The following is an 18,372-nucleotide window of genomic DNA, read 5'->3' as shown; positions in this document are numbered from 1 at the left end:
CGCTCGCCGCAGGCGTCGGCACTCCGCCCGCCCCCCATGCCCCGCGCGCACGTCTGCGGCGCTCCGGCGCGGCGGCGGAACACCCAGAAAGCTCCGGCCTCGGGGCGGAAACGGAACGGACGAAGCACGCTTCCATGATCGGCCTGCGCACTTCTTCTTCTGCCACCGGCGCGGCGCGCACCCGCTTGCACGCCTTCGCCCGCCTCGTGTGCGCGGCTTCCCTCGCGGCGCTGCCGCTGCATGAGGCGGCGGCGCAGTCCGGCCCCGCGCAGCCGAAGGGGCCGCCGACCATCCGCGACACGGAGATCGAGGCGCTGATGCGCGATTATACCCGCCCGGTCCTCAAGGCGGCGGGCCTGGCGCAGCAGAATGTCGAAGTGGTGCTGATCTCCGACCGCGCGTTCAACGCCTTCGTGGCGGACGGCAAGCGCATCTTCGTCAATACCGGCGCGCTGATGGATTCCAAGACGCCGAACCAGATCATCGGCGTGCTGGCGCACGAGGCCGGCCACATCGCCGGCGGTCATCTCGCCCGCATGCGCGAGCAGATCGCCGGGGCGCAGACCATGGCCATCGTCGCCATGCTGCTGGCGGGCGCCGGCGTTGCCGCGGGCGCGGCCGCAGGCGTGGGCGGGCGCGACATGGGCAGCATCGCCGCGGCCGGCATGACCGCGCCGCAGGAGATGATCCGCCGATCCCTGCTGACCTATCAGCGCGGCGAGGAGCAGGCGGCCGACCGCTCCGCCGTGTCCTACCTCAACGCCACGCAGCAGTCGGCGCGCGGCATGATCGAGACCTTCCAGCGCTTCCAGGACGACCAATTGTTCCTGAGCCAGCGCATCGACCCCTATCTGCTGAGCCACCCGATGGCGCGCGAGCGCATCGCCGCGCTGGAAACGCTCGCCAAGGCGAGCCCCTATTACAACGCCAAGGACCCGCCCGCGCTGCAGGAGCGGCACGACATGATGCGCGCCAAGCTGGTGGGCTTCATGGAGCGTCCGGACGCGGTGGCGCGGAAGTATCCGCTCTCGGATACCTCGCTGCCCGCGCAATACGCCCGCGCCATCTCGGCCTATCGCTACGGCAATGTGAACGGCGCCATCGCCCAGATCGACGCCCTGATCGCCCGCCAGCCGAACAACCCTTATTTCTACGAGCTGAAGGGCCAGGCGCTGCTGGAGAGCGCCCGGGCGCCGGAATCGATCGCGCCGCTGCGCAAGGCGGTGGCGATGACCAATGGCGCGCCGCTGATCCGCGCCATGCTCGGCCAGGCGCTGGTGCAGTCGGGCAACCCCGCTTACAACGACGAGGCGCTGCGCGAACTGATTCTCGCCACCCAGCGCGATCCGAACTCGGCCGGCGCCTGGCGCTCGCTCGCCATGGCCTATGGCCGCAAGGGCGACGTCGCCAATGCCGACCTCGCCGCGGCCCACGGCTATTTCGCCTCGGGCGACTTCAAGATCGGCCGCGAGATCGCCGCCCGCGCGCGCCAGCGCTTCCCGCCCGGCACGCCGGGCTGGCTCAAGGCCGACGACCTCGTCAACTTCAAACCGCCGAAATCGGCGCAGAACAACCGATAACCCTTATCTCAAGCCGATGGAGAGTGTCATGCTTGCCCGCCTGGGCCGTCTTTGCCGCAACGCCGTGCTGGTCGCGGCCACCGCGTGCGTCCTCGTTTCGCCCGCGCGCGCCTTCACCGATGCGGAGAAGACCGAGATCGGCACCATCGTGCGCGAATACCTGCTCAAGCACCCCGAGGTGCTGGAGGAGGTGGTCTCGGTGCTGGAGGCCCGCAACCAGGCCGCACAGGCCGAGCAGGCCGCCAAGGCCGTGAAGGAGCTGAGGTCGGTGCTGGTCGACGGCCAGCGCGGCGTGGTGGTGGCGAACCCCAAGGGCGACGTCACCCTGGTCGAGTTCTTCGACTACAATTGCGGCTACTGCAAGCGCGCGCTTGCCGACCTCCAGGAACTGGTGAAGGCGGACCCGAACCTGCGCGTGGTGCTGCGCGAGTTCCCGGTGCTGGGCCAGGGCTCGGTCGAGGCCGCCCAGGTGGCGGTCGCGGTGCGCATGGTGGCGCCGGAGAAGTACATGGCGTTCCACCAGGCGCTCATGGGCATGCGCGGCCAGGCGGACCGCGCCAAGGCCTTCGCCGCCGCCAAGCAGGCGGGCATCGACGTGGCGGCGCTGGAGAAGCAGGCCTCCTCGCCCGAGCTGAACGCCACCTTGGACGAGAGCATGAAGCTCGCCCAGGCGCTGGGCCAGAGCGGCACGCCCTTCTACGTGATCGGCGAGCAGGTGGTGATGGGCGCCCAGGGCGTGGACGTGTTGAAGGCCGCGGTGGCCCAGGCGCGCCAGCAGGCGAAGGCGGGGAAGTAGGAGGGGATGGTCACTGTCGGCGCCTCAGGGCGCCGTCGGTCAGCCGCGCAGGCCGGTTCCTGCGCGGCGCCAGACCTGCGGCCGCGAGGGTTGAACGGCCGTTGCGAGGGCCTTCAATCCCACCAGAAAACCAGCGGCGCATGGTGCGCAGCGACGCGATATAGTCGCTCATGTCCATGTCATTGAATTCATTGCCGACGATGAATTGCTCCTTCGCCAGTTGCGTTGCTTCCTCGAAGGTGGCGGGCGGTCGCTCCACTACGAATTCCAGCGTGTCGTGTGTGACCGATGCAATGTCCGCCCCATAAAGCTCCTTCCAGCGTCGGGCAAAGGCCGCCATGACGGCTGGCTCAGGACAGGCATTCCAGCCGCCGAAACCGAGCAGCAGCGGCGCCCGCCAGCTTTCCGGCGTGGGCAGGCGGGTGATGGCGACCTGGGGGTGGGGACCATCGTGGAAGAACGAACGCACGTTGCCGAATGGCTGCGCATCCGACTCGGGCTCCGGTACACCCGTCGGCCGTTCCTCGATGTCTTTGAAGAATTCCTTTCCGAACGCGTAGGCGCCACCTTGAGTGTATTCTTCCGACTTTGCCAGCGCGGCCGCAACCTGTTGTGGAGAGGCTTCGTCGAAGGGGGGCAGAGCGTCCCTGCCGTCTGAAAAATCGTAGATCAGCTGGCGCACATAGGTGTCTACGATGGTGTCCGGCGGCGCGATGTCCGCAGCGGCGAGATCTACCGAGTCTGCTGGGATCTGCCACGTCTGCGGCGTGATCAGAATCGGCGAAAAGCCTTCTCGCGAGCCGATCTCCGCCTCTTCATACCACGCGGTCGTTGCCTCTGAGCCAGACACCAGGCGGAGCGGAAAAGGCCATTCTGCGGTCAGTCGTCGCCAGTGCGCTTCCTCCTCTCGCGCGAGGTCGCCCGGGACATGCCGCTTATGCCGCAGGCCGTAATGCTGCCGATACAGGCCTTTGATCCAAGACCACATTTCATTTCTCCAGCATCCTGCTCAAGATAAGCACATGCTGGCGCACCGCAGTGCAGAAACCGATGGGTTTGGGAGGCACGGATCGACCTCTTCTCCTACCCGCCGGGCCTCAGATCAGGCCGTGGTCCATCAGGAAGCGCGCCTTCCCCCGGACAAAGGTCGGCCGGCCCCGGTTGATGAGCTCGCGCAGCACCGTCGCGCGCTCGTCCTTCGGCAGGCCGTCGAGGATCGCCACCATCTGGTGCTCGGTGAAGATGTCGCGCTGGAGCAGGTCCTTCTTCACCAGCGGGCAGTCGAGCAGCCGGTGGAACAGCCCGAACCCCTCGTGGATCTGGCTGTGGGTGGAGACGGCGCGCATGATGGCGTCGATCAGCGTCGCCTTCACCAGGGCGGCCTCGGGCCGCGCGTCGGCGCCGAGCGGCAGCCGGGGCGCGGGAGGCGTGCGCGTGTCCGACCCGCCGTCATCCTCGCCATCCGTGAACAGGCTCGCCAGCGCGGCGGCCGATCCCAGCGCCGGAACCATGCCGGTGACCTGGAAGTGGCGCGGCAGATAGCGCATGTGGTCGACGATCTCGGCGACGCTCATGGCGGCGAGGCGGTCCGCCAGCTTCTCGGCGCCATAGAGCGTGTCGAAGCGGTAGCCGCAGCGCCGCAGCGTGTTGCTCAGCCGAAGCTCGCCCTTCTTGATGACGTAGGGCCGCAGGTCGTACGGCCGGTAGCGCTGCCAGAAGCGCATGACCTTGCGGTCCGCGAACGCCTGCCCCGAGAGCGACAGCGCGTAGGAGCCGAGATGGTGGCTGTGGGCGTGGTTCTCCAGCGCCCCCACCACGTCGTAGCTGCTCGCGGCCAGCCGGCGCGTGAAGTCGTCGAGCGCCGGACCGGCAAGGAAATAGACGCTGTCGTTCAGGTAGATGACGCGTGACGGCTTGAAGCCCTGGGCGGCGAGGTGCAGCGTCGCGGCACGATAGGCGCCGAAGTCGCGGCCGATATTGCGGCGGACGATGATGCGGTGCGCCTTGGCCGCGAGCAGCGCGTTCATCTGCGCGTCCGGCTCGCCGTTGCACACCACGATGGCATTCACCGAGGCGGCGGCAAGGCTGTCCAGCAGCGCGAGGAAGTCATCGCTCAGGCCGAACTTCACATATTTCACGACGATCGCGAAGACGTCGCCCTCGGCCGGACGGCACACCTCGTCGGAGAGGATCCGCGGTGTGCGCTCCTTCAATACTTTCGGCAGTTGCGACAGCTTTTTCGTCGCCACGTACCAGGTGAGGCGCGGGCGGTCCAGTTTGATCTTCATTCAGTTCCGCCGCCCGCCGCACGGCCCCCCAGGATGCGCTGTATAGCTCCAGCTGTATAGTTCCAGCTGCATGATCCCGGCAGTGCCGATCCATTCAATGCGGCATATCCATAGGTATCCGGGCAGTGAAAAGCAAGGGTTGGCCCCCGGTGGGGCGTGTCCCGGGCCGAATTGCACCCCGCCCCGGCGCCGCCGCTCGCTCAACCGGCCGCCAGCACCGCCGCTACGTTGCGCCGGTGCACCGCCTCGTAGGGCGGGAAAGGGCGGATCGCGCCGGTGGCGAAGGCCGCGCGGCGAAGGCGGTCAGGTCGAGCGCGGCCAGTTCCGGCGCGCGCCGCAGGCGCAGCAGGCGCTCCACATAGAGGATGGTGGCGTCGATCAGCGCCGGCGGATAGCCGCCCGCCGCGATCGTGTCCGGCGCGCCGTGGTTCGGCAGGATGCGCGCGGCGCCAAGGGCGGCGAGGCGCTTCAGCCCTTCGAGGTGCGCGTCCAGGCGCTCGGGCTCGTCCACATAGGTGATGGGATCCTCCAGCGTGTCGCCGGCCAGCAGCAGCCCGCCTGGCAGCAGCGCCACGGTGCCGTCGCGGCTGTGGATGTCCATCTGGATCAGCTCGACGGGGAGGGTGCCGACCGTCAGCGACAGGCGGTCCTCGAACAGCCGGTTCGGCAGCACCAGGGGACGGATCGGCGGGTCGCCGCCTTCGAGCCGCTTGCGGTTGGCGCGCAGCAGGGCGTCGGTCTCGCGGTTGGCGATGATCTCGCAATCGGCGAACACTTCGTTGCCGGCCACATGGTCGTCGTGCCAGTGGCTCAGCACCACGCGGATGCGGCGGGCGCCGCGCTCCTCCAGCGCCTGCCGGATGCGGCGGGCATGGGCGAGGGTGATGTGGGTGTCGTAGACCATGGCCTCTTCGCCATCGACCACCGCATAGGAGGCGATGCCGAGGGCGAAGGCGCCATCGTCCAGCCAGTTCTCCTCAAGCCCATGCAGCCGCATTCCGGGGATGCGGCCGTCATAGAAGGCCAGCACGCCGGGCGCCGGCTCCAGCACGCGCAGGGTGGAGCCGGGGGCCATCGCTGGTGCTGCGCTCACTCCGCCGCTTCGAGGCTGTGCCCGAGCCGGTGGGAGAGGGTGTGCAGCAGTTCCTTCGCCGCGTCGGCGATCACCGTGCCGGGCGGGAAGATGGCCTCGGCGCCGAAGGCCTTCAGCGCGTCATAGTCCTGCGGCGGCACGACGCCGCCCACCACCACCATGATGTCGCCGCGCCCTTCCGCCTCCAGCGCCTTCTTCAGCGCCGGCACGAGAGTGAGATGGCCGGCGGCGAGCGAGGAGATGCCCACCACGTGGACGTCGTTCTCCACCGCCTGCCGGGCGGCTTCCTCCGGGGTGGCGAAGAGAGGGCCGATGTCCACGTCGAAGCCGAGATCGGCGAAGGCGGAGGCGATCACCTTCTGGCCGCGGTCGTGGCCGTCCTGGCCCACCTTGGCGACCAGGATGCGCGGGCGGCGGCCCTCGGCGTGCTCGAATGCCTCCACCAGCTTCTGCACCTTGCCCACCTTGTCGGTCATGGCGGAAGCCTCCCGCTTGTAGACGCCGGAGATGGCGCGGATTTCGGCGCGGTGGCGGCCGAAGACCTTCTCGAGCGCGTCGGAAATCTCGCCCACGGTCGCCTTGGCGCGGGCCGCGTCGATGGCGAGCGCGAGGAGGTTGCCGTTGCCGGCGGCGCCGTTGGTGAGCGCCTCCAGCTTCGCCGCCACCTCGGCCGGGCTGCGCTCCGCCTTGAGGCGGTTGAGCTTGTCGATCTGCGCGGCGCGCACGGTGGCGTTCTCCACCTTCAGCACGTCGATCAGCCGGTCCTTGAGCGGCTTGAACTTGTTGACGCCCACCACCGTCTGCGCCCCGCCGTCGATGCGGGCCTGGGTGGTGGCGGCGGCCTCCTCGATGCGCAGCTTGGGGATGCCGGCCTCGATGGCCTTCGCCATGCCGCCCAGCGCCTCCACCTCCTGGATATGCGCCCACGCCTTGGCGGCGAGGTCCGCCGTGAGCTTCTCGACGAAATAGGAGCCGCCCCACAGGTCGATCTGGCGCGTGGTGCCGCTCTCCTGCTGCAGCAGGATCTGGGTGTTGCGGGCGATGCGGGCCGAGAAGTCCGTGGGCAGCGCCAGCGCCTCGTCGAGCGCGTTGGTGTGCAGCGACTGGGTCTGTCCCTGCGTCGCCGCCATGGCCTCGATGGCGGTGCGCATCACGTTGTTGAACACGTCCTGCGCGGTCAGCGACCAGCCGGAGGTCTGGCAATGGGTGCGTAGCGGCAAAGACTTGGGGTTCTTCGCCCCGAGATCGGTCATCAGGCGGGTCCACAGGAGGCGGGCGGCGCGCAGCTTCGCCACCTCCATGAAGAAGTTCATGCCGATGGCCCAGAAGAAGGACAAACGCGGCGCGAACACGTCGATGGGCAGGCCAGCCGCCGCGCCGGCGCGGCCGTATTCGACGCCGTCCGCCAGGGTATAAGCGAGCTCCAGGTCCTGCGTCGCCCCCGCCTCCTGCATGTGGTAGCCGGAGATGGAGATGGAGTTGAAGCGCGGCATCTCCTTCGAGGTGAAGGCGAAGATGTCCGAGATGATGCGCATGGAGGGGGCGGGCGGATAGATATAGGTGTTCCGCACCATGAATTCTTTGAGGATGTCGTTCTGGATCGTGCCGGAGAGCTTGGAGGCGGGCACGCCCTGCTCCTCCGCCGCCACCACGAACAGCGCCAGGATCGGCAGCACCGCGCCGTTCATGGTCATGGACACGCTCATCTGGTCCAGCGGGATGCCGGAGAACAAGGTGCGCATGTCGTAGATGCTGTCGATGGCGACGCCCGCCATGCCCACGTCGCCGGCGACGCGCGGGTGGTCACTGTCATAGCCGCGGTGGGTGGCGAGGTCGAAGGCCACCGACAGGCCCTTCTGGCCGGCGGCGAGGTTGCGCCGGTAGAAGGCGTTGCTGTCCTCCGCCGTGGAGAAGCCGGCATATTGCCGGATGGTCCAGGGCTGGGTGGCGTACATGGCCGCGTACGGCCCGCGCAGGAACGGGGCGAGGCCGGGCCAGGTGTCGATGAAGGAGAGGCCCTCGATGTCGGCCGGGCCGTAGAGCGGCTTCACCGGAATGCCCTCGGGCGTCATCCAGGCGGGCGCGGCCGCGGACGGCGCGGCGGTCTCCGGCGCGCGCCAGTCGATCTCGGCGAAGTTGGGAATCCGGCTCATCTTCTGTTCCCTCGACATCGGCTGCGCCTGCGCGCAGATGGCGCCCTCCGGCGCCTCAACCTTGCGGATCGGCCTCGCGCCGGTCCGCTCACGCCCGTCCGCCTCACGCCCTTTTGGCGAACCAGGACCCCGAGCAGTTCGGTTCGGGCGAGGACCAGTCGCCCGAAGCCTGGTCGCCTTCGGCGAGGCCGGTGGCCACCACCTTCCCGCCATTGTGCGAGAGCGTCATCTTGACGATGCCGACCTTGCTGATGCCGCCTGCGGCATTCACCGGCCAGTATCCCGCATAGGTGACTTTGCCACCCTTCACGTTCAGCTTGAAGTCGTAATTCTTGCCGCAGCTTCCCGTCTCGGCGGAGGTGCGCACGCTCCAGGTGCCGTCGAAGCGCATGGCGTTGTCGGCGAGGGCCGCGCCCGGGGCTGCAAGAAGCGCCGCCAGCGCAAGGCCGGCGGCCGAAAGCCCGAGCTTGTGCACCCCCTTCGTCGTGCCGCCCATCGCCCGTTTCCCCGCCATCTCACACCCCCGCCGCCGCCTGCGCCCGCTTCAGCGTCTCCAGCGCGTCGCAGCCGGCGAAGACGAAGCCGCTGACGCCCGCCGCCTCCAGCTCCGCCACGAGGTCGGCCGGCTTGCCCGCGAGCCAGACCGCGGATGCGCCCGCCGCCTTCAGCGCCCGGGCGGCCGCCGCTCCTTCAGCGCCATAGGCCTCGTCGGACGAGACGAGGCAGGCAAAGGGCGTGCCGGAAGCCTTGAAGGCGGCGATGAGCGCGTCGAAATCCGCAAAGCCGTCCGGCACCGCCGCTTTCAGGCCGCCGGCCTCGAAGAAATTCTTGGCGAAGGTCGCCCGCGCGGTGAAGGCGGAGACCGGGCCGAGGGTGGCGAGGAACACCGCCGGCGGCGTCGGCGCGGCCTCGGCCTTGTCGCGCAGCGCCTCGAAGGCTTCGGCGATGCGCGAAGGCGCGAGCGCGCCGTCCGCCACCGGGGCAGGCACCGGCGACAGCGGCGCCAGCACCTCGGGCATCTCCTGCGCGAGGATGGGGAATTCCGAGGTGCCGGTGATGGGCGCTTTGCGGGTCGCCACATCCGTGTCGCGGCGCGCCTTCACCTCGGCGATCTCGGCCTTCAGCCAGCGGTCCTCCAGCACGTCGGCCATGCCGCCGCGCTTCTCGATGGTGCGGAACAGGTCCCACGCTGCGGCTGCGAGGCCGTCCGTGTGCGCCTCCATTGCGCGGCCGCCGGCTGCGGGATCGGCGACGCGGTGGACGTTGCTCTCTTCCAGCAGCATCACCTGGGTGTTGCGGGCGAGGCGGCGGGCGAAGGCGTCGGGCAGGCCGAGCGCCTGGGTGAAGGGCAGCACGGTGACGCTGTCCGCCCCGCCGACGCCGGCCGCGAACGCCGCGACCGTGCTGCGCAGCAGGTTCACGTAAGGGTCGCGCCGGGTCATGGAGCGCCAGGAGGTGGTGGCGTGCAGCTTGAGCGGTGTGGCCGTGAGCCCGCATTCGCGCAGCGCGGCGGCCCACAAGAGGCGGATGGCGCGGAACTTGGCGACGGTGGCGGTCTGGTTCACGTCCGCCACCAGCGCCGCCTCCAGGCGCGCGGCGGCCTCATCGAGCGGCACGTCCGCCTCGGCGAAGGCCTTGAGATACGCCACCAGGGTGGCGAGCACGGCGGCCAGCTCCTGCGCGTCCGAGGCGCCGGCAGCGTGGTAGAGCGCCCCGTCCGCCGCGCGAACGGGCCGGCGAAGCCGCGCGCCTTGAGGATGGCGGCGGTCTCGGCGAAGCGCTTGGCGAGCAGCGGCCAGGCCATGGGCAGCGTGCCCTTGGCGGCGAAGTCTCCGAGCGGATCGAGGCCGAACGACACGGCGAGCCCCGCGGGATCGAAGCCGCGCGCTTCGGCGAAGTCGGCGAAGGCGAGGGCATCCTCGCGCCCGGTGAAGGCGCCGCTCTCGATCCGGGTCTCGATCAGGTCGGCCAGCACGTCCTTCAGCACCACGGAAAGGTCGGCGCCGTCCGGCAGGCCGAAGCCGTGGGCATGGGGCGAGGACTGGTAGACCAGCGTCAGGCCCGAGGCGCCGCCGTCGAGGTCCTCTAGCGCCTGGGCGTTGGCATCGGAGAGGCCGCTCTGGTCGACGCGCATGGACGACGCATCCGACCGGCCGCCCGGCCGGCGGCCGGCCACCACCGGGGCGTGGGGCTTGCGGGGCGGCAGCGCGTCGAGGGCGAGGCCCTCATAGGTGCGGGTCACGAGGCGCCGGTCATAGGGCGCGCCCTTCAGCACGCCTTCCACCAGCTTCAGCCAGTCCTCGCGGGTGGCGGCGGGCAGGTCTGTGGCGAAGGGCAGGGCGGTCATGTCAGTGTCCCCGAACGGAGAAGGTTGGCGCGCGCGTTCCGGCCGACTGCAACGCAGTGCAGCACAGTGGAAGGAGAGCCGGTACCCAGCGCAAGACTGGGCCGAAGGCGGCGATAATCGTGACGCCGGTCGATCGTGCCCGCTGCGCGGGAGTCCTGCGCTGGACCCCGGCTCTGCGCTCCGGCTGCGTCGTCGCTGGTCCGGGGCACGGGGGCCGCCGCGCCCGTCACAGGTGCTCGCGCGCGAGCAGCGCGCGCTCCTCGTCGACGATGAAGTCACGGATCACCGGCACGTCGTCGCGCTGCTGCGAGAGCAGGAGCTGGAACACCATGTTGGAGCCGTGCAGGAAGCCCAGCTCCACGGCCGCGAGGTAGAATTCCCACATGCGGCCGAAGCGCTCGCCCATCATGGCGTCCACCTCTGCGCGCTTCGCCATGAAGTTCCGCCGCCAGGCGCGGATGGTCCAGTAATAGTGCAGGCGCAGGATCTCGCAGTCGTCCACCCACAGCCCGACGCGCTCGGTGGAGGCGAACACCTCGGACAGCGCCGGCACATAACCGCCGGGGAAGATGTATTTGCGGATGAACGGCCCGGTGGTGCCGGGCGGCGACATGCGGCCGATGGCGTGGATCATGGCATAGCCGCCGGGCGCCAGCAGGTTGCGCACGGTGGTGAAATAGTCGTCGAAGTGCGAGACGCCCACATGCTCCATCATGCCGATGGAGACCACGCGGTCGAACTTGCCCTGAAGATGGCGGTAGTCGATCTCCTTGAAGTCGATCCGGTCCGCGACTCCCGCCGCCTGGGCGATGCGCCGGCTCTCGGCGAGCTGCTCGGGCGAGACGTTGATGGCGGTGACATGGGCGCCGCACTTGGCGAGATAGATGGCAAGCCCGCCCCAGCCGGAGCCGATCTCGGCCACCGTCATGCCGGGCGTGATCTTCAGCTTGGCGGCGATGTGGCGGAACTTGTTGCGCTGCGCGTCCACCAGCGGCTGATCCGGATCGGTGAAATAGGCGCAGGAATAGGCCATGGTCTCGTCCAGCCACAGCCGGTAGAAGGCGGCCGGGTGGTCGTAGTGGGAGGAGACGTTCTCCTTCGCCTTGCCCACCGGATTTGCCTGCTGGAACCGGCGCACCGCGCGCCACGCCCGGCGCAGCGCCTGCTGCACCGGATGGGCGGCAAGGCCCTTGCGGTTCACCGAGAACAGATGGAGCAGCTCGAACGCGCCGGCGCCGTCCTCGAAGGTGAGCCGCCCGTCCATATAGGCTTCGGCTGCCACCAATTCGGGATTGAAGAACAGCTCCTTCTCCAGCTTCCTGTCGTGCATGCGGACGGTGACGGACGGCCCGTCCACCCCCGAGCCGAACACGTGGCGCTGGCCTCCCGCGTCGATGACCGTGAGCTGGCCCTTCTCCACGAAGCGCTTCAGGAGGTTGGAGAGAAGACGCATGGTCAGATCCTCGGGTCTTGTCGCGCGGGCGGGGGCCTGGATCCCGGTGGCTTCCAATTCAGGTTATCGTCCTCCGGAGGTGCTTTGCCTGGCGACGGCAGGGTGGAGCGTTTGTCATTCCCCACCGGCGACACGGAGGGGAACAGCAGGCAGAAGCCGGCGACGAGCATCTGAAGTGAAATGCCGGCAAGCACCATGATCCCGAGAACTTGGTACTGATCGTCCAATGATTGGCGGTTAAAATCTGAGAAAACCATATAGGAAAACAGCGACGCGGTTGGTACAACAAAGAGAATAAATACAATTAATAAAAAACTACGCCAGTATCGGAAGCCCGCATCTTGTAGCCGAGCTGCCGAAAAGATCATGAATACTACGCTGATCGCTGTGTTTATATTTTTTGCGAAAGGTAGACGCGCAAATTCTTCAGCGAACCAGAACGAGGCGGCGGAAAAATCACATAGGCCACGACGATCAGGGCATAGCTTGTCCGAGTTAATCTGAGGCGCTGCATCATGCTTTGCTCCCCCCCCCGCGTGCAAAATGCGGCGCGGCTTCTGCCCTCTCTGCGTAGCGCTTCGAAGGCAGAAGGAACAGTCCGCGCCGTATGCATCACGCGAATTCCATGATCACCGCGTCCACCGCGAGGCTGTCGCCGGGCTTGGCGTGGAGCGTCTTCACCACGCCGTCGCGCTCGGCACGCAGCACGTTCTCCATCTTCATGGCCTCGACGATGGCGAGCACGTCGCCGCTCTTCACCGCCTGGCCGGCGGTCACGGCGATGGACACCACGAGGCCCGGCATGGGGCAGAGCAGTTCCTTGCCGCCGCCGGCATTCTCCTTCCTGGGCATGAGCGCGGCGAGCGCCGCCGAGCGCTCGGTGTAGGTGCGCGCCAGGGTGGCGACGCCGCGATGGGCCAGCGCCACGCCGTTGGTGATGGGGCGCACCTGCATCGCCACCTGGTCGGCATCGATGGTGCCGGTCCACACCGGCTCCCCCGGCTTCCAGGCGGAGCGCAGGAGATGCGCGTGGCCGAGCGAGCCGTCGGCCTCGAACATCTGCACCCGGAAGCCGCCGTCCACCGGCACCACCTCGCACGGCGTGGAGATGATCTCGTCGCCCGCGGTGAGGTTGACGATGCGCCGCTTGGCGATGTTCCAGGTGATGCCGGAGGTCTGGCCGGTGATCTTGCGCTTGCGGGCGTTCTGGATGTGGTCGATCACCGCCGCCACCGCCGACAAAGCGTGCACCAGCTCGCCTTCCGGCGCGCGGGCCTGGAAGCCCTCGGGATATTCCTCGGCGATGAAGCCGGTGGAGAGGCGGCCCTCCTGCCAGCGCGGATGCGCCATCAGCGCCGAGAGGAACGGGATGTTGTGGCCGATGCCGTCGATGCCGAAGGCGTCGAGCGCGTCCGCCTGCGCCTCGATGGCCATGGCGCGGCTGGGGGCGTGGGTGACGAGCTTGGCGATCATCGGGTCGTAGAAGATGGAGATTTCCCCGCCCTCATAGACGCCGGTGTCGTTGCGCACGGTGATGGGGCCGATCTTGCCCTCCTTGGGCGGGCGGTAGCGCACCAGGCGCCCGGTGGAGGGCAGGAAGTTGCGGTAGGGGTCTTCCGCATAGATGCGGCTTTCGACTGCCCAGCCGGAGAGCTTCACGTCGTCCTGCGTGATGGTCAGCTTCTCGCCGGCGGCGACGCGGATCATCTGCTCCACGAGATCGATGCCGGTGATCAGCTCGGTGACCGGATGCTCCACCTGGAGGCGGGTGTTCATCTCCAGGAAGAAGAAGCTCTTGTCCTGGCCGGCGACGAACTCCACCGTGCCGGCGCTGTCGTAGCCCACCGCCTTGGCGAGGGCGACCGCCTGCTCGCCCATCTTCTTGCGGGTGGCCTCGTCGAGCAGGGGGGAGGGGGCCTCCTCCACCACCTTCTGGTTGCGGCGCTGGATGGAGCACTCGCGCTCGCCCAGATAGATGACGTTGCCGTGCTTGTCGCCCAGCACCTGGATCTCGATGTGGCGCGGGTCGACGATGAACTTCTCCACGAACACGCGGTCGTCGCCGAACGAGGATTTCGCCTCCGAGCGGGCGCGGTCGAAGCCGTCCTGCACCTCGTCACGGCTGTAGGCGATGCGCATGCCCTTGCCGCCGCCGCCGGCGGAGGCCTTGATCATCACCGGATAGCCGATCTCGTCGGCGATCTTCGCCGCCTCCTCGCCCGAGGCGATCTCGCCGAGATAGCCGGGCACGGTGGAGACGTTGGCCGCCGCCGCCGCCTTCTTGGACTCGATCTTGTCGCCCATGGCCTCGATGGCGTGCGGGTTCGGGCCGATGAAGACGATGCCGTGCTCGGCGAGGAGCTTCGGGAACGAGGCGCGCTCGGAGAGGAAGCCGTAGCCGGGATGCACCGCCTCGGCGCCGGTCTTCAGGCAGGCTTCGACGATCTTCTCGGCGATCAGATAGGACTGCGCGGCCTGGGGCGGGCCGATATAGACCGCCTCGTCCGCCATCTCCACATGGAGCGCGTCCTTGTCGGCCTCGGAATAGACGGCCACCGTCTTGATGCCCATCTTGCGCGCCGTCTTGATGACGCGGCAGGCGATCTCACCCCGGTTCGCGATCAGGATCTTGGTGAACATGGCGTTCGTTCCTTTGCGCCAGCGGCGCGCGTAATCTTGGATCGGGTTCGTCGGCGCGGCGCTTTCGTTCCTGTGCCGTCATGCCCCGGCTTGTCCGGGGCATCCACCCATCCGCGGGTTCGGGGGCGGAGTGGATCCCCCGGACAAGCCGGGGGATGACGGAGGTTCACAATCGCGCGGCGGCTTCACGCAGCGAGCTTCGCTTGGCCCGCCCTCACACCGGCATGTTGTCGTGCTTGCGGTGCGGCTGCTCGAGCTTCTTCGTTCGCAGCATGGCGAGGGCGCGGGCGAGGCGGCGGCGGGTGGAGTGGGGCATGATGACTTCGTCGATATAGCCGCGCTCGGCCGCGACGAAGGGCGAGAGGAAGCGCTCCTCGTAGCTCTTCGTGTGCGCGGCGATCTTGGCGGGGTCGTTCATGTCCTGGCGGAAGATGATCTCCACCGCGCCCTTGGCGCCCATCACCGCGATCTGGGCGGTGGGCCAGGCATAGTTCACGTCGGCGCCCACATGCTTGGAGGCCATCACGTCATAGGCGCCGCCGAAGGCCTTGCGGGTGATGACGGTGACCAGCGGCACGGTCGCCTGCGAATAGGCGAAGAGCAGCTTGGCGCCGTGCTTGATGAGGCCGCCATATTCCTGCGCCGTGCCGGGCAGGAAGCCGGGCACGTCCACGAAGGTCACGATCGGGATCTCGAAGGCGTCGCAGAAGCGCACGAAGCGCGCCGCCTTGCGGGAGGCGTCGCTGTCCAGCACGCCCGCCATCACCATGGGCTGGTTGGCGACGAAGCCCACCGTGCGGCCCTCGATGCGGCCGAAGCCGGTGACGATGTTCTTGGCGTAGGCCGCCTGGATCTCGAAGAAGTCGCCCTCGTCCACGACCTTCAGGATCAACTCCTTCATGTCGTAGGGCTTGTTCGGATTGTCGGGGATCAGCGTGTCGAGGCTCTCATCGTGCCGGCCCGGATCGTCGAAGGACGGCCATTCCGGCACGCCCTCGAAATTGTTCGAGGGCAGGAAGTCGACGAGACGCCGCGTCTCCAGCAGCATCTCCACGTCGTTGTCATAGGCGCCGTCGGCCACCGAGGACTTCGAGGTGTGCACCTTGGCGCCGCCCAGTTCCTCGGAGGTGACGGTCTCGTTGGTCACCGTCTTCACCACTTCCGGGCCGGTGACGAACATGTAGGAGGTGTCGCGCACCATGAAGACGAAGTCGGTCATGGCCGGGGAATAGACGTCGCCGCCGGCGCACGGGCCCATGATGAGCGAGATCTGCGGGATCACGCCCGAAGAGGCGACGTTGCGCTTGAACACCTCGCCATAGCCGCCGAGCGCCGCGACCCCCTCCTGGATGCGGGCGCCACCGGCGTCGAACAGGCCGATGATGGGCGCGCGGGTCTTCAGCGCCATGTCCTGGATCTTGGTGATCTTGCGCGCGTGCTCCTCGGACAGCGAGCCACCGAACACCGTGAAGTCCTTGGCGAAGACGAACACCTTGCGCCCGTTGATCGTGCCCCAGCCGGTGACGACCCCGTCGCCGGGGATCTTCTTCTGCTCGGCCATGCCGAAGTCGACGCAGCGGTGCTGGACGAAGGTGTCGTATTCCTCGAACGTGCCGCGGTCGAGCAGGAGGTCGATGCGCTCGCGCGCCGTGAGCTTGCCGCGCTGGTGCTGCGCGGCAATGCGCGCCTCGCCGCCGCCGAGATGGGCCACGGCGCGGCGGCTGTCGAGCTCTTCGAGCACTTCCTTCATGACGCCACTCCTTGCGCGATCGCGATCGCGAATTTGTAGCCGCCCGTCACGGCGCGATGATGCTGCATTGCAGCTCGGCCGGAAAGGGCGGTTCCCGTCGTGGCTATCAGAAGCGCGATCATCTTGAATATGTAAAAGTTTTGTGATGTTAATTGCGAATAATTTACAAAGCTGGCGCATCTGAGCGTTGACAGGCCTCACCCAGCGGAAGGCGCCGGTCGCGCCTCAGGCGATCCAAGGGGACGGTGATGCGTCAGAAGGTGTATGCCGGCCATGCGGTCCGGCGCCTCAGAGAGAAGCTCGGCCTTAAGCAGAGCGAGCTGGCCCAGCGGCTGGTGGTCTCGCCCTCCTACATCAACCAGATCGAGAGCAACCAGCGCCCGCTCACCGCCTCGGTGCTGATCGCCATCTCGCGCACCTTCGACGTGGACATCACCTCGTTCGGCGCCGAGGACCTCGACCGGCTGGTGGCCGATCTGCGCGAGGCGGCCGCCGATCCGCTGTTCCGCGACCTCGACCTCGGCTTGCAGGACGTCAAGGCGGTGGCGAACCTCTCGCCCGCCTTCGCCCACGCCTTCCTGCGCATGCACGTGGCGCTGCGGCGCACCGCGGAATGGCGCGCCTCGCTGGACGACATGCTGACCGCCGGCATCGCCCCGGGCGACGAGACCAAGTTCGTGCCCTATGAGGAGGTGCGGGACTATTTCCACTACGTCGACAACTATGTGGACAGCCTCGACCGCGCCGCCGAGGCCGTGGCGCTCACCCTCGGCATCCTGGAGGGGGTGCCGCCCGAGGCGGCCTTCACCGCCCATCTCGCCGCCCGCCACGAGGTGAGCGTGGAGACCGGCCACGCCGATCCCGCCGAGCCCTTGTCGAGCTTCGATCCCCGGACCCGCCGGCTGGTGCTCTCCGGCACGCTAGCGCCGGCCTCGCGCGCCTTCCGCCTCGCCGCCACCATCGCCCAATTGGAGCATGCGGACCTCGTGGCTTCCACCGTCGCCTCGGCGCGCTTCCGCGGCCAGACCGCGGCGGAGATCTGCAAGCTCGCGCTCTACAATTACTTCGCCGGGGCCCTGATGCTGCCCTATCGCCGCTTCCTGGACCTCGCCCGCGCGCGCCGGCACGATCTCGACCGGCTGGTGCTCGACAGCGGCGCGAGCCTGGAGCAGGTGTTCCACCGCCTCTCCACGCTCCAGCGTCCGGGCGCGAAGGGGGTGCCGTTCTATTTCGCCAAGGTGGACCGCGCCGGCAACATCACCAAGCGCCATTCGGCGACGCGCTTCCAGTTCGCGCGCCACGGCGGCGCCTGCGCCGCCTGGAACGTGCACGAGGCGTTCGAGATGGCGGGCCGCACCCTGGTGCAGGTGGGCGAGATGCCGGACGGGGTGCGCTACATCTGCCTCGCGCGCTCGGTCTCGATCCCGGCGACGCGCCACGGCCAGCCGGCGCGCGCTTATGCGCTGGGGCTCGGCTGCGAGGCCTCGTTCGCCCACGACATCGTCTATGCGGACGGGCTCGATTTGAAGGCTGCGCCGGTGGCGAAGCTCGGCGTGTCCTGCCGCATCTGCCCGCGCCGCGACTGCGACCTGCGCGCCTTCCCGCCCCTCGACCGCGACATCCGCATCGACGAGAACGTGCGCGACATCGTTCCGTTCACGTTCTCATGACGCAATTAGGTCATTGTCCCGCTCGGTAAAAGTCGCGCTTGCGCATAGGAAACGACACGAGGTGATTGCTACACTTCGTTTTATCGGCTCGGGCGGAGTCGAAGGGAGCAATCCATGAGGATATGGAGCACGGTCGGTCTCGTCGCCGGCCTGTTGGCGGCGGCCTCCAGCATCGCGGTGGCGGCGCCGGGGTTCACCACGGCCAACGTCAACATGCGGACCGGGCCGGATACGGAATTCCAAAGCATCGGCGTGATCCCCGAGGGAACGCCCGTCGAGATCGCGGGCTGTCTCGACGACCAGTCCTGGTGCGACGTGCTGTGGGGCGACTATCGCGGCTGGGTGTTCGCGGAATATCTCGGCTTCCAGCAGCAGGAGCAGAACGAGGTGGTGACCTCGCTCCTGCCCGACGTGGCGCTGGCGGCGGTGGGCATTCCCGTGGTGACGTTCGCGGTGAACGACTACTGGAACCGCTATTATGTCGGCCTGCCCTGGTATGCCGACCGCTATCGCTGGAACAATTATGTGTGGCGGCCGCGTCCCGGCTGGCCGGTGCCGCCTCCCGGCGTGCGTCCGCCCGGCTGGTGGCGGCCCGGCTATGC

At 68.2% G+C, this 18,372-nt stretch carries 15 protein-coding genes; 4 read left to right on the top strand and 11 right to left on the bottom strand.

Annotation, left to right across the window (positions count from 1 at the left end):
- Positions 1-134 precede the first annotated feature (134 nt).
- Positions 135-1,580, top strand: a complete 1,446-nt coding sequence (locus AC2W7M_RS06255; protein ID WP_486130954.1) for a M48 family metalloprotease — start codon at positions 135-137, stop codon at positions 1,578-1,580.
- 28 nt (positions 1,581-1,608) lie between these two features.
- A complete protein-coding gene (locus tag AC2W7M_RS06250) occupies positions 1,609-2,376 on the top strand; it encodes a DsbA family protein (RefSeq protein ID WP_486130952.1) in 768 nt (255 codons plus the stop codon).
- Between the two features lie 10 nt (positions 2,377-2,386).
- Here AC2W7M_RS06250 and AC2W7M_RS06245 read toward each other — a convergent pair whose 3' ends face one another.
- From AC2W7M_RS06245 to AC2W7M_RS06195, 11 genes are all read right to left on the bottom strand, one after another.
- The gene (locus tag AC2W7M_RS06245; RefSeq protein ID WP_486130950.1) at positions 2,387-3,364 is read right to left on the bottom strand and encodes a DUF4253 domain-containing protein; all 978 of its coding nucleotides are present in this window, start codon (positions 3,362-3,364) and stop codon (positions 2,387-2,389) included.
- 109 nt (positions 3,365-3,473) lie between these two features.
- Positions 3,474-4,664, bottom strand: coding sequence for a rhamnan synthesis F family protein (locus AC2W7M_RS06240; protein WP_486130948.1), 1,191 nt, complete (start codon positions 4,662-4,664; stop codon positions 3,474-3,476).
- A gap of 223 nt (positions 4,665-4,887) precedes the next feature.
- Positions 4,888-5,757 carry an MBL fold metallo-hydrolase gene (locus tag AC2W7M_RS06235; RefSeq protein ID WP_486130946.1) on the bottom strand — a complete coding sequence of 290 codons (870 nt, stop codon included), beginning with the start codon at positions 5,755-5,757 and terminating at the stop codon, positions 4,888-4,890.
- The gene (gene scpA, locus AC2W7M_RS06230; RefSeq protein WP_486130944.1) at positions 5,754-7,910 is read right to left on the bottom strand and encodes a methylmalonyl-CoA mutase; all 2,157 of its coding nucleotides are present in this window, start codon (positions 7,908-7,910) and stop codon (positions 5,754-5,756) included. The genes AC2W7M_RS06235 and scpA overlap by 4 nt, the downstream gene beginning before the upstream one ends.
- Before the next feature lie 103 nt (positions 7,911-8,013).
- On the bottom strand, positions 8,014-8,406 hold the full coding sequence (locus tag AC2W7M_RS06225; RefSeq protein WP_486130942.1) for a hypothetical protein: 393 nt from the start codon (positions 8,404-8,406) through the stop codon (positions 8,014-8,016).
- A gap of 19 nt (positions 8,407-8,425) precedes the next feature.
- A complete protein-coding gene (locus AC2W7M_RS06220) occupies positions 8,426-9,574 on the bottom strand; it encodes a methylmalonyl-CoA mutase family protein (protein ID WP_486130940.1) in 1,149 nt (382 codons plus the stop codon).
- Complete coding sequence (locus AC2W7M_RS06215; protein ID WP_486130938.1) at positions 9,472-10,257, bottom strand: hypothetical protein; 786 nt, start codon at positions 10,255-10,257, stop codon at positions 9,472-9,474. The genes AC2W7M_RS06220 and AC2W7M_RS06215 overlap by 103 nt, the downstream gene beginning before the upstream one ends.
- 226 nt (positions 10,258-10,483) lie before the next feature.
- On the bottom strand, positions 10,484-11,710 hold the full coding sequence (locus tag AC2W7M_RS06210) for a class I SAM-dependent methyltransferase (protein WP_486130936.1): 1,227 nt from the start codon (positions 11,708-11,710) through the stop codon (positions 10,484-10,486).
- Positions 11,711-11,712: 2 nt separating this feature from the next.
- Positions 11,713-12,078, bottom strand: coding sequence for a hypothetical protein (locus AC2W7M_RS06205; RefSeq protein ID WP_486130935.1), 366 nt, complete (start codon positions 12,076-12,078; stop codon positions 11,713-11,715).
- A gap of 244 nt (positions 12,079-12,322) precedes the next feature.
- Positions 12,323-14,350: an acetyl-CoA carboxylase biotin carboxylase subunit gene (locus tag AC2W7M_RS06200; RefSeq protein WP_486130933.1), complete on the bottom strand. Its 2,028-nt coding sequence runs from the start codon at positions 14,348-14,350 to the stop codon at positions 12,323-12,325.
- 214 nt (positions 14,351-14,564) lie between these two features.
- A complete protein-coding gene (locus tag AC2W7M_RS06195) occupies positions 14,565-16,100 on the bottom strand; it encodes an acyl-CoA carboxylase subunit beta (RefSeq protein ID WP_486130931.1) in 1,536 nt (511 codons plus the stop codon).
- A gap of 248 nt (positions 16,101-16,348) precedes the next feature.
- Here AC2W7M_RS06195 and AC2W7M_RS06190 point away from each other — a divergent pair, with 248 nt between their 5' ends.
- Both AC2W7M_RS06190 and AC2W7M_RS06185 read left to right on the top strand, forming a co-directional pair.
- The gene (locus AC2W7M_RS06190; RefSeq protein ID WP_486130929.1) at positions 16,349-17,770 is read left to right on the top strand and encodes a helix-turn-helix domain-containing protein; all 1,422 of its coding nucleotides are present in this window, start codon (positions 16,349-16,351) and stop codon (positions 17,768-17,770) included.
- A gap of 114 nt (positions 17,771-17,884) precedes the next feature.
- Positions 17,885-18,372 (top strand): SH3 domain-containing protein (locus AC2W7M_RS06185; protein ID WP_486130927.1); only part of this gene is annotated, 488 nt, incomplete at its 3' end.

The sequence above is a fragment of the Xanthobacter sp. BG11Y11_SDJG genome, assembly GCF_057364445.1.
The sequence above is the reverse complement of the archived record's forward strand: the minus strand, read 5'-3'. Positions and strand labels throughout refer to the sequence as shown.

Bases quoted from the DNA above. Each gene is read 5' to 3' on its own strand.
- AC2W7M_RS06255 (WP_486130954.1), top strand. From the start codon at position 135: ATGATCGGCCTGCGCACTTCTTCTTCTGCCACCGGCGCGGCGCGCACC.
- AC2W7M_RS06250 (WP_486130952.1), top strand. From the start codon at position 1,609: ATGCTTGCCCGCCTGGGCCGTCTTTGCCGCAACGCCGTGCTGGTCGCG.
- AC2W7M_RS06245 (WP_486130950.1), bottom strand. From the start codon at position 3,364: ATGTGGTCTTGGATCAAAGGCCTGTATCGGCAGCATTACGGCCTGCGG.
- AC2W7M_RS06240 (WP_486130948.1), bottom strand. From the start codon at position 4,664: ATGAAGATCAAACTGGACCGCCCGCGCCTCACCTGGTACGTGGCGACG.
- scpA (WP_486130944.1), bottom strand. From the start codon at position 7,910: ATGAGCCGGATTCCCAACTTCGCCGAGATCGACTGGCGCGCGCCGGAG.
- AC2W7M_RS06225 (WP_486130942.1), bottom strand. From the start codon at position 8,406: ATGGGCGGCACGACGAAGGGGGTGCACAAGCTCGGGCTTTCGGCCGCC.
- AC2W7M_RS06215 (WP_486130938.1), bottom strand. From the start codon at position 10,257: ATGACCGCCCTGCCCTTCGCCACAGACCTGCCCGCCGCCACCCGCGAG.
- AC2W7M_RS06210 (WP_486130936.1), bottom strand. From the start codon at position 11,710: ATGCGTCTTCTCTCCAACCTCCTGAAGCGCTTCGTGGAGAAGGGCCAG.
- AC2W7M_RS06205 (WP_486130935.1), bottom strand. From the start codon at position 12,078: ATGATCTTTTCGGCAGCTCGGCTACAAGATGCGGGCTTCCGATACTGG.
- AC2W7M_RS06200 (WP_486130933.1), bottom strand. From the start codon at position 14,350: ATGTTCACCAAGATCCTGATCGCGAACCGGGGTGAGATCGCCTGCCGC.
- AC2W7M_RS06195 (WP_486130931.1), bottom strand. From the start codon at position 16,100: ATGAAGGAAGTGCTCGAAGAGCTCGACAGCCGCCGCGCCGTGGCCCAT.
- AC2W7M_RS06190 (WP_486130929.1), top strand. From the start codon at position 16,349: ATGCGTCAGAAGGTGTATGCCGGCCATGCGGTCCGGCGCCTCAGAGAG.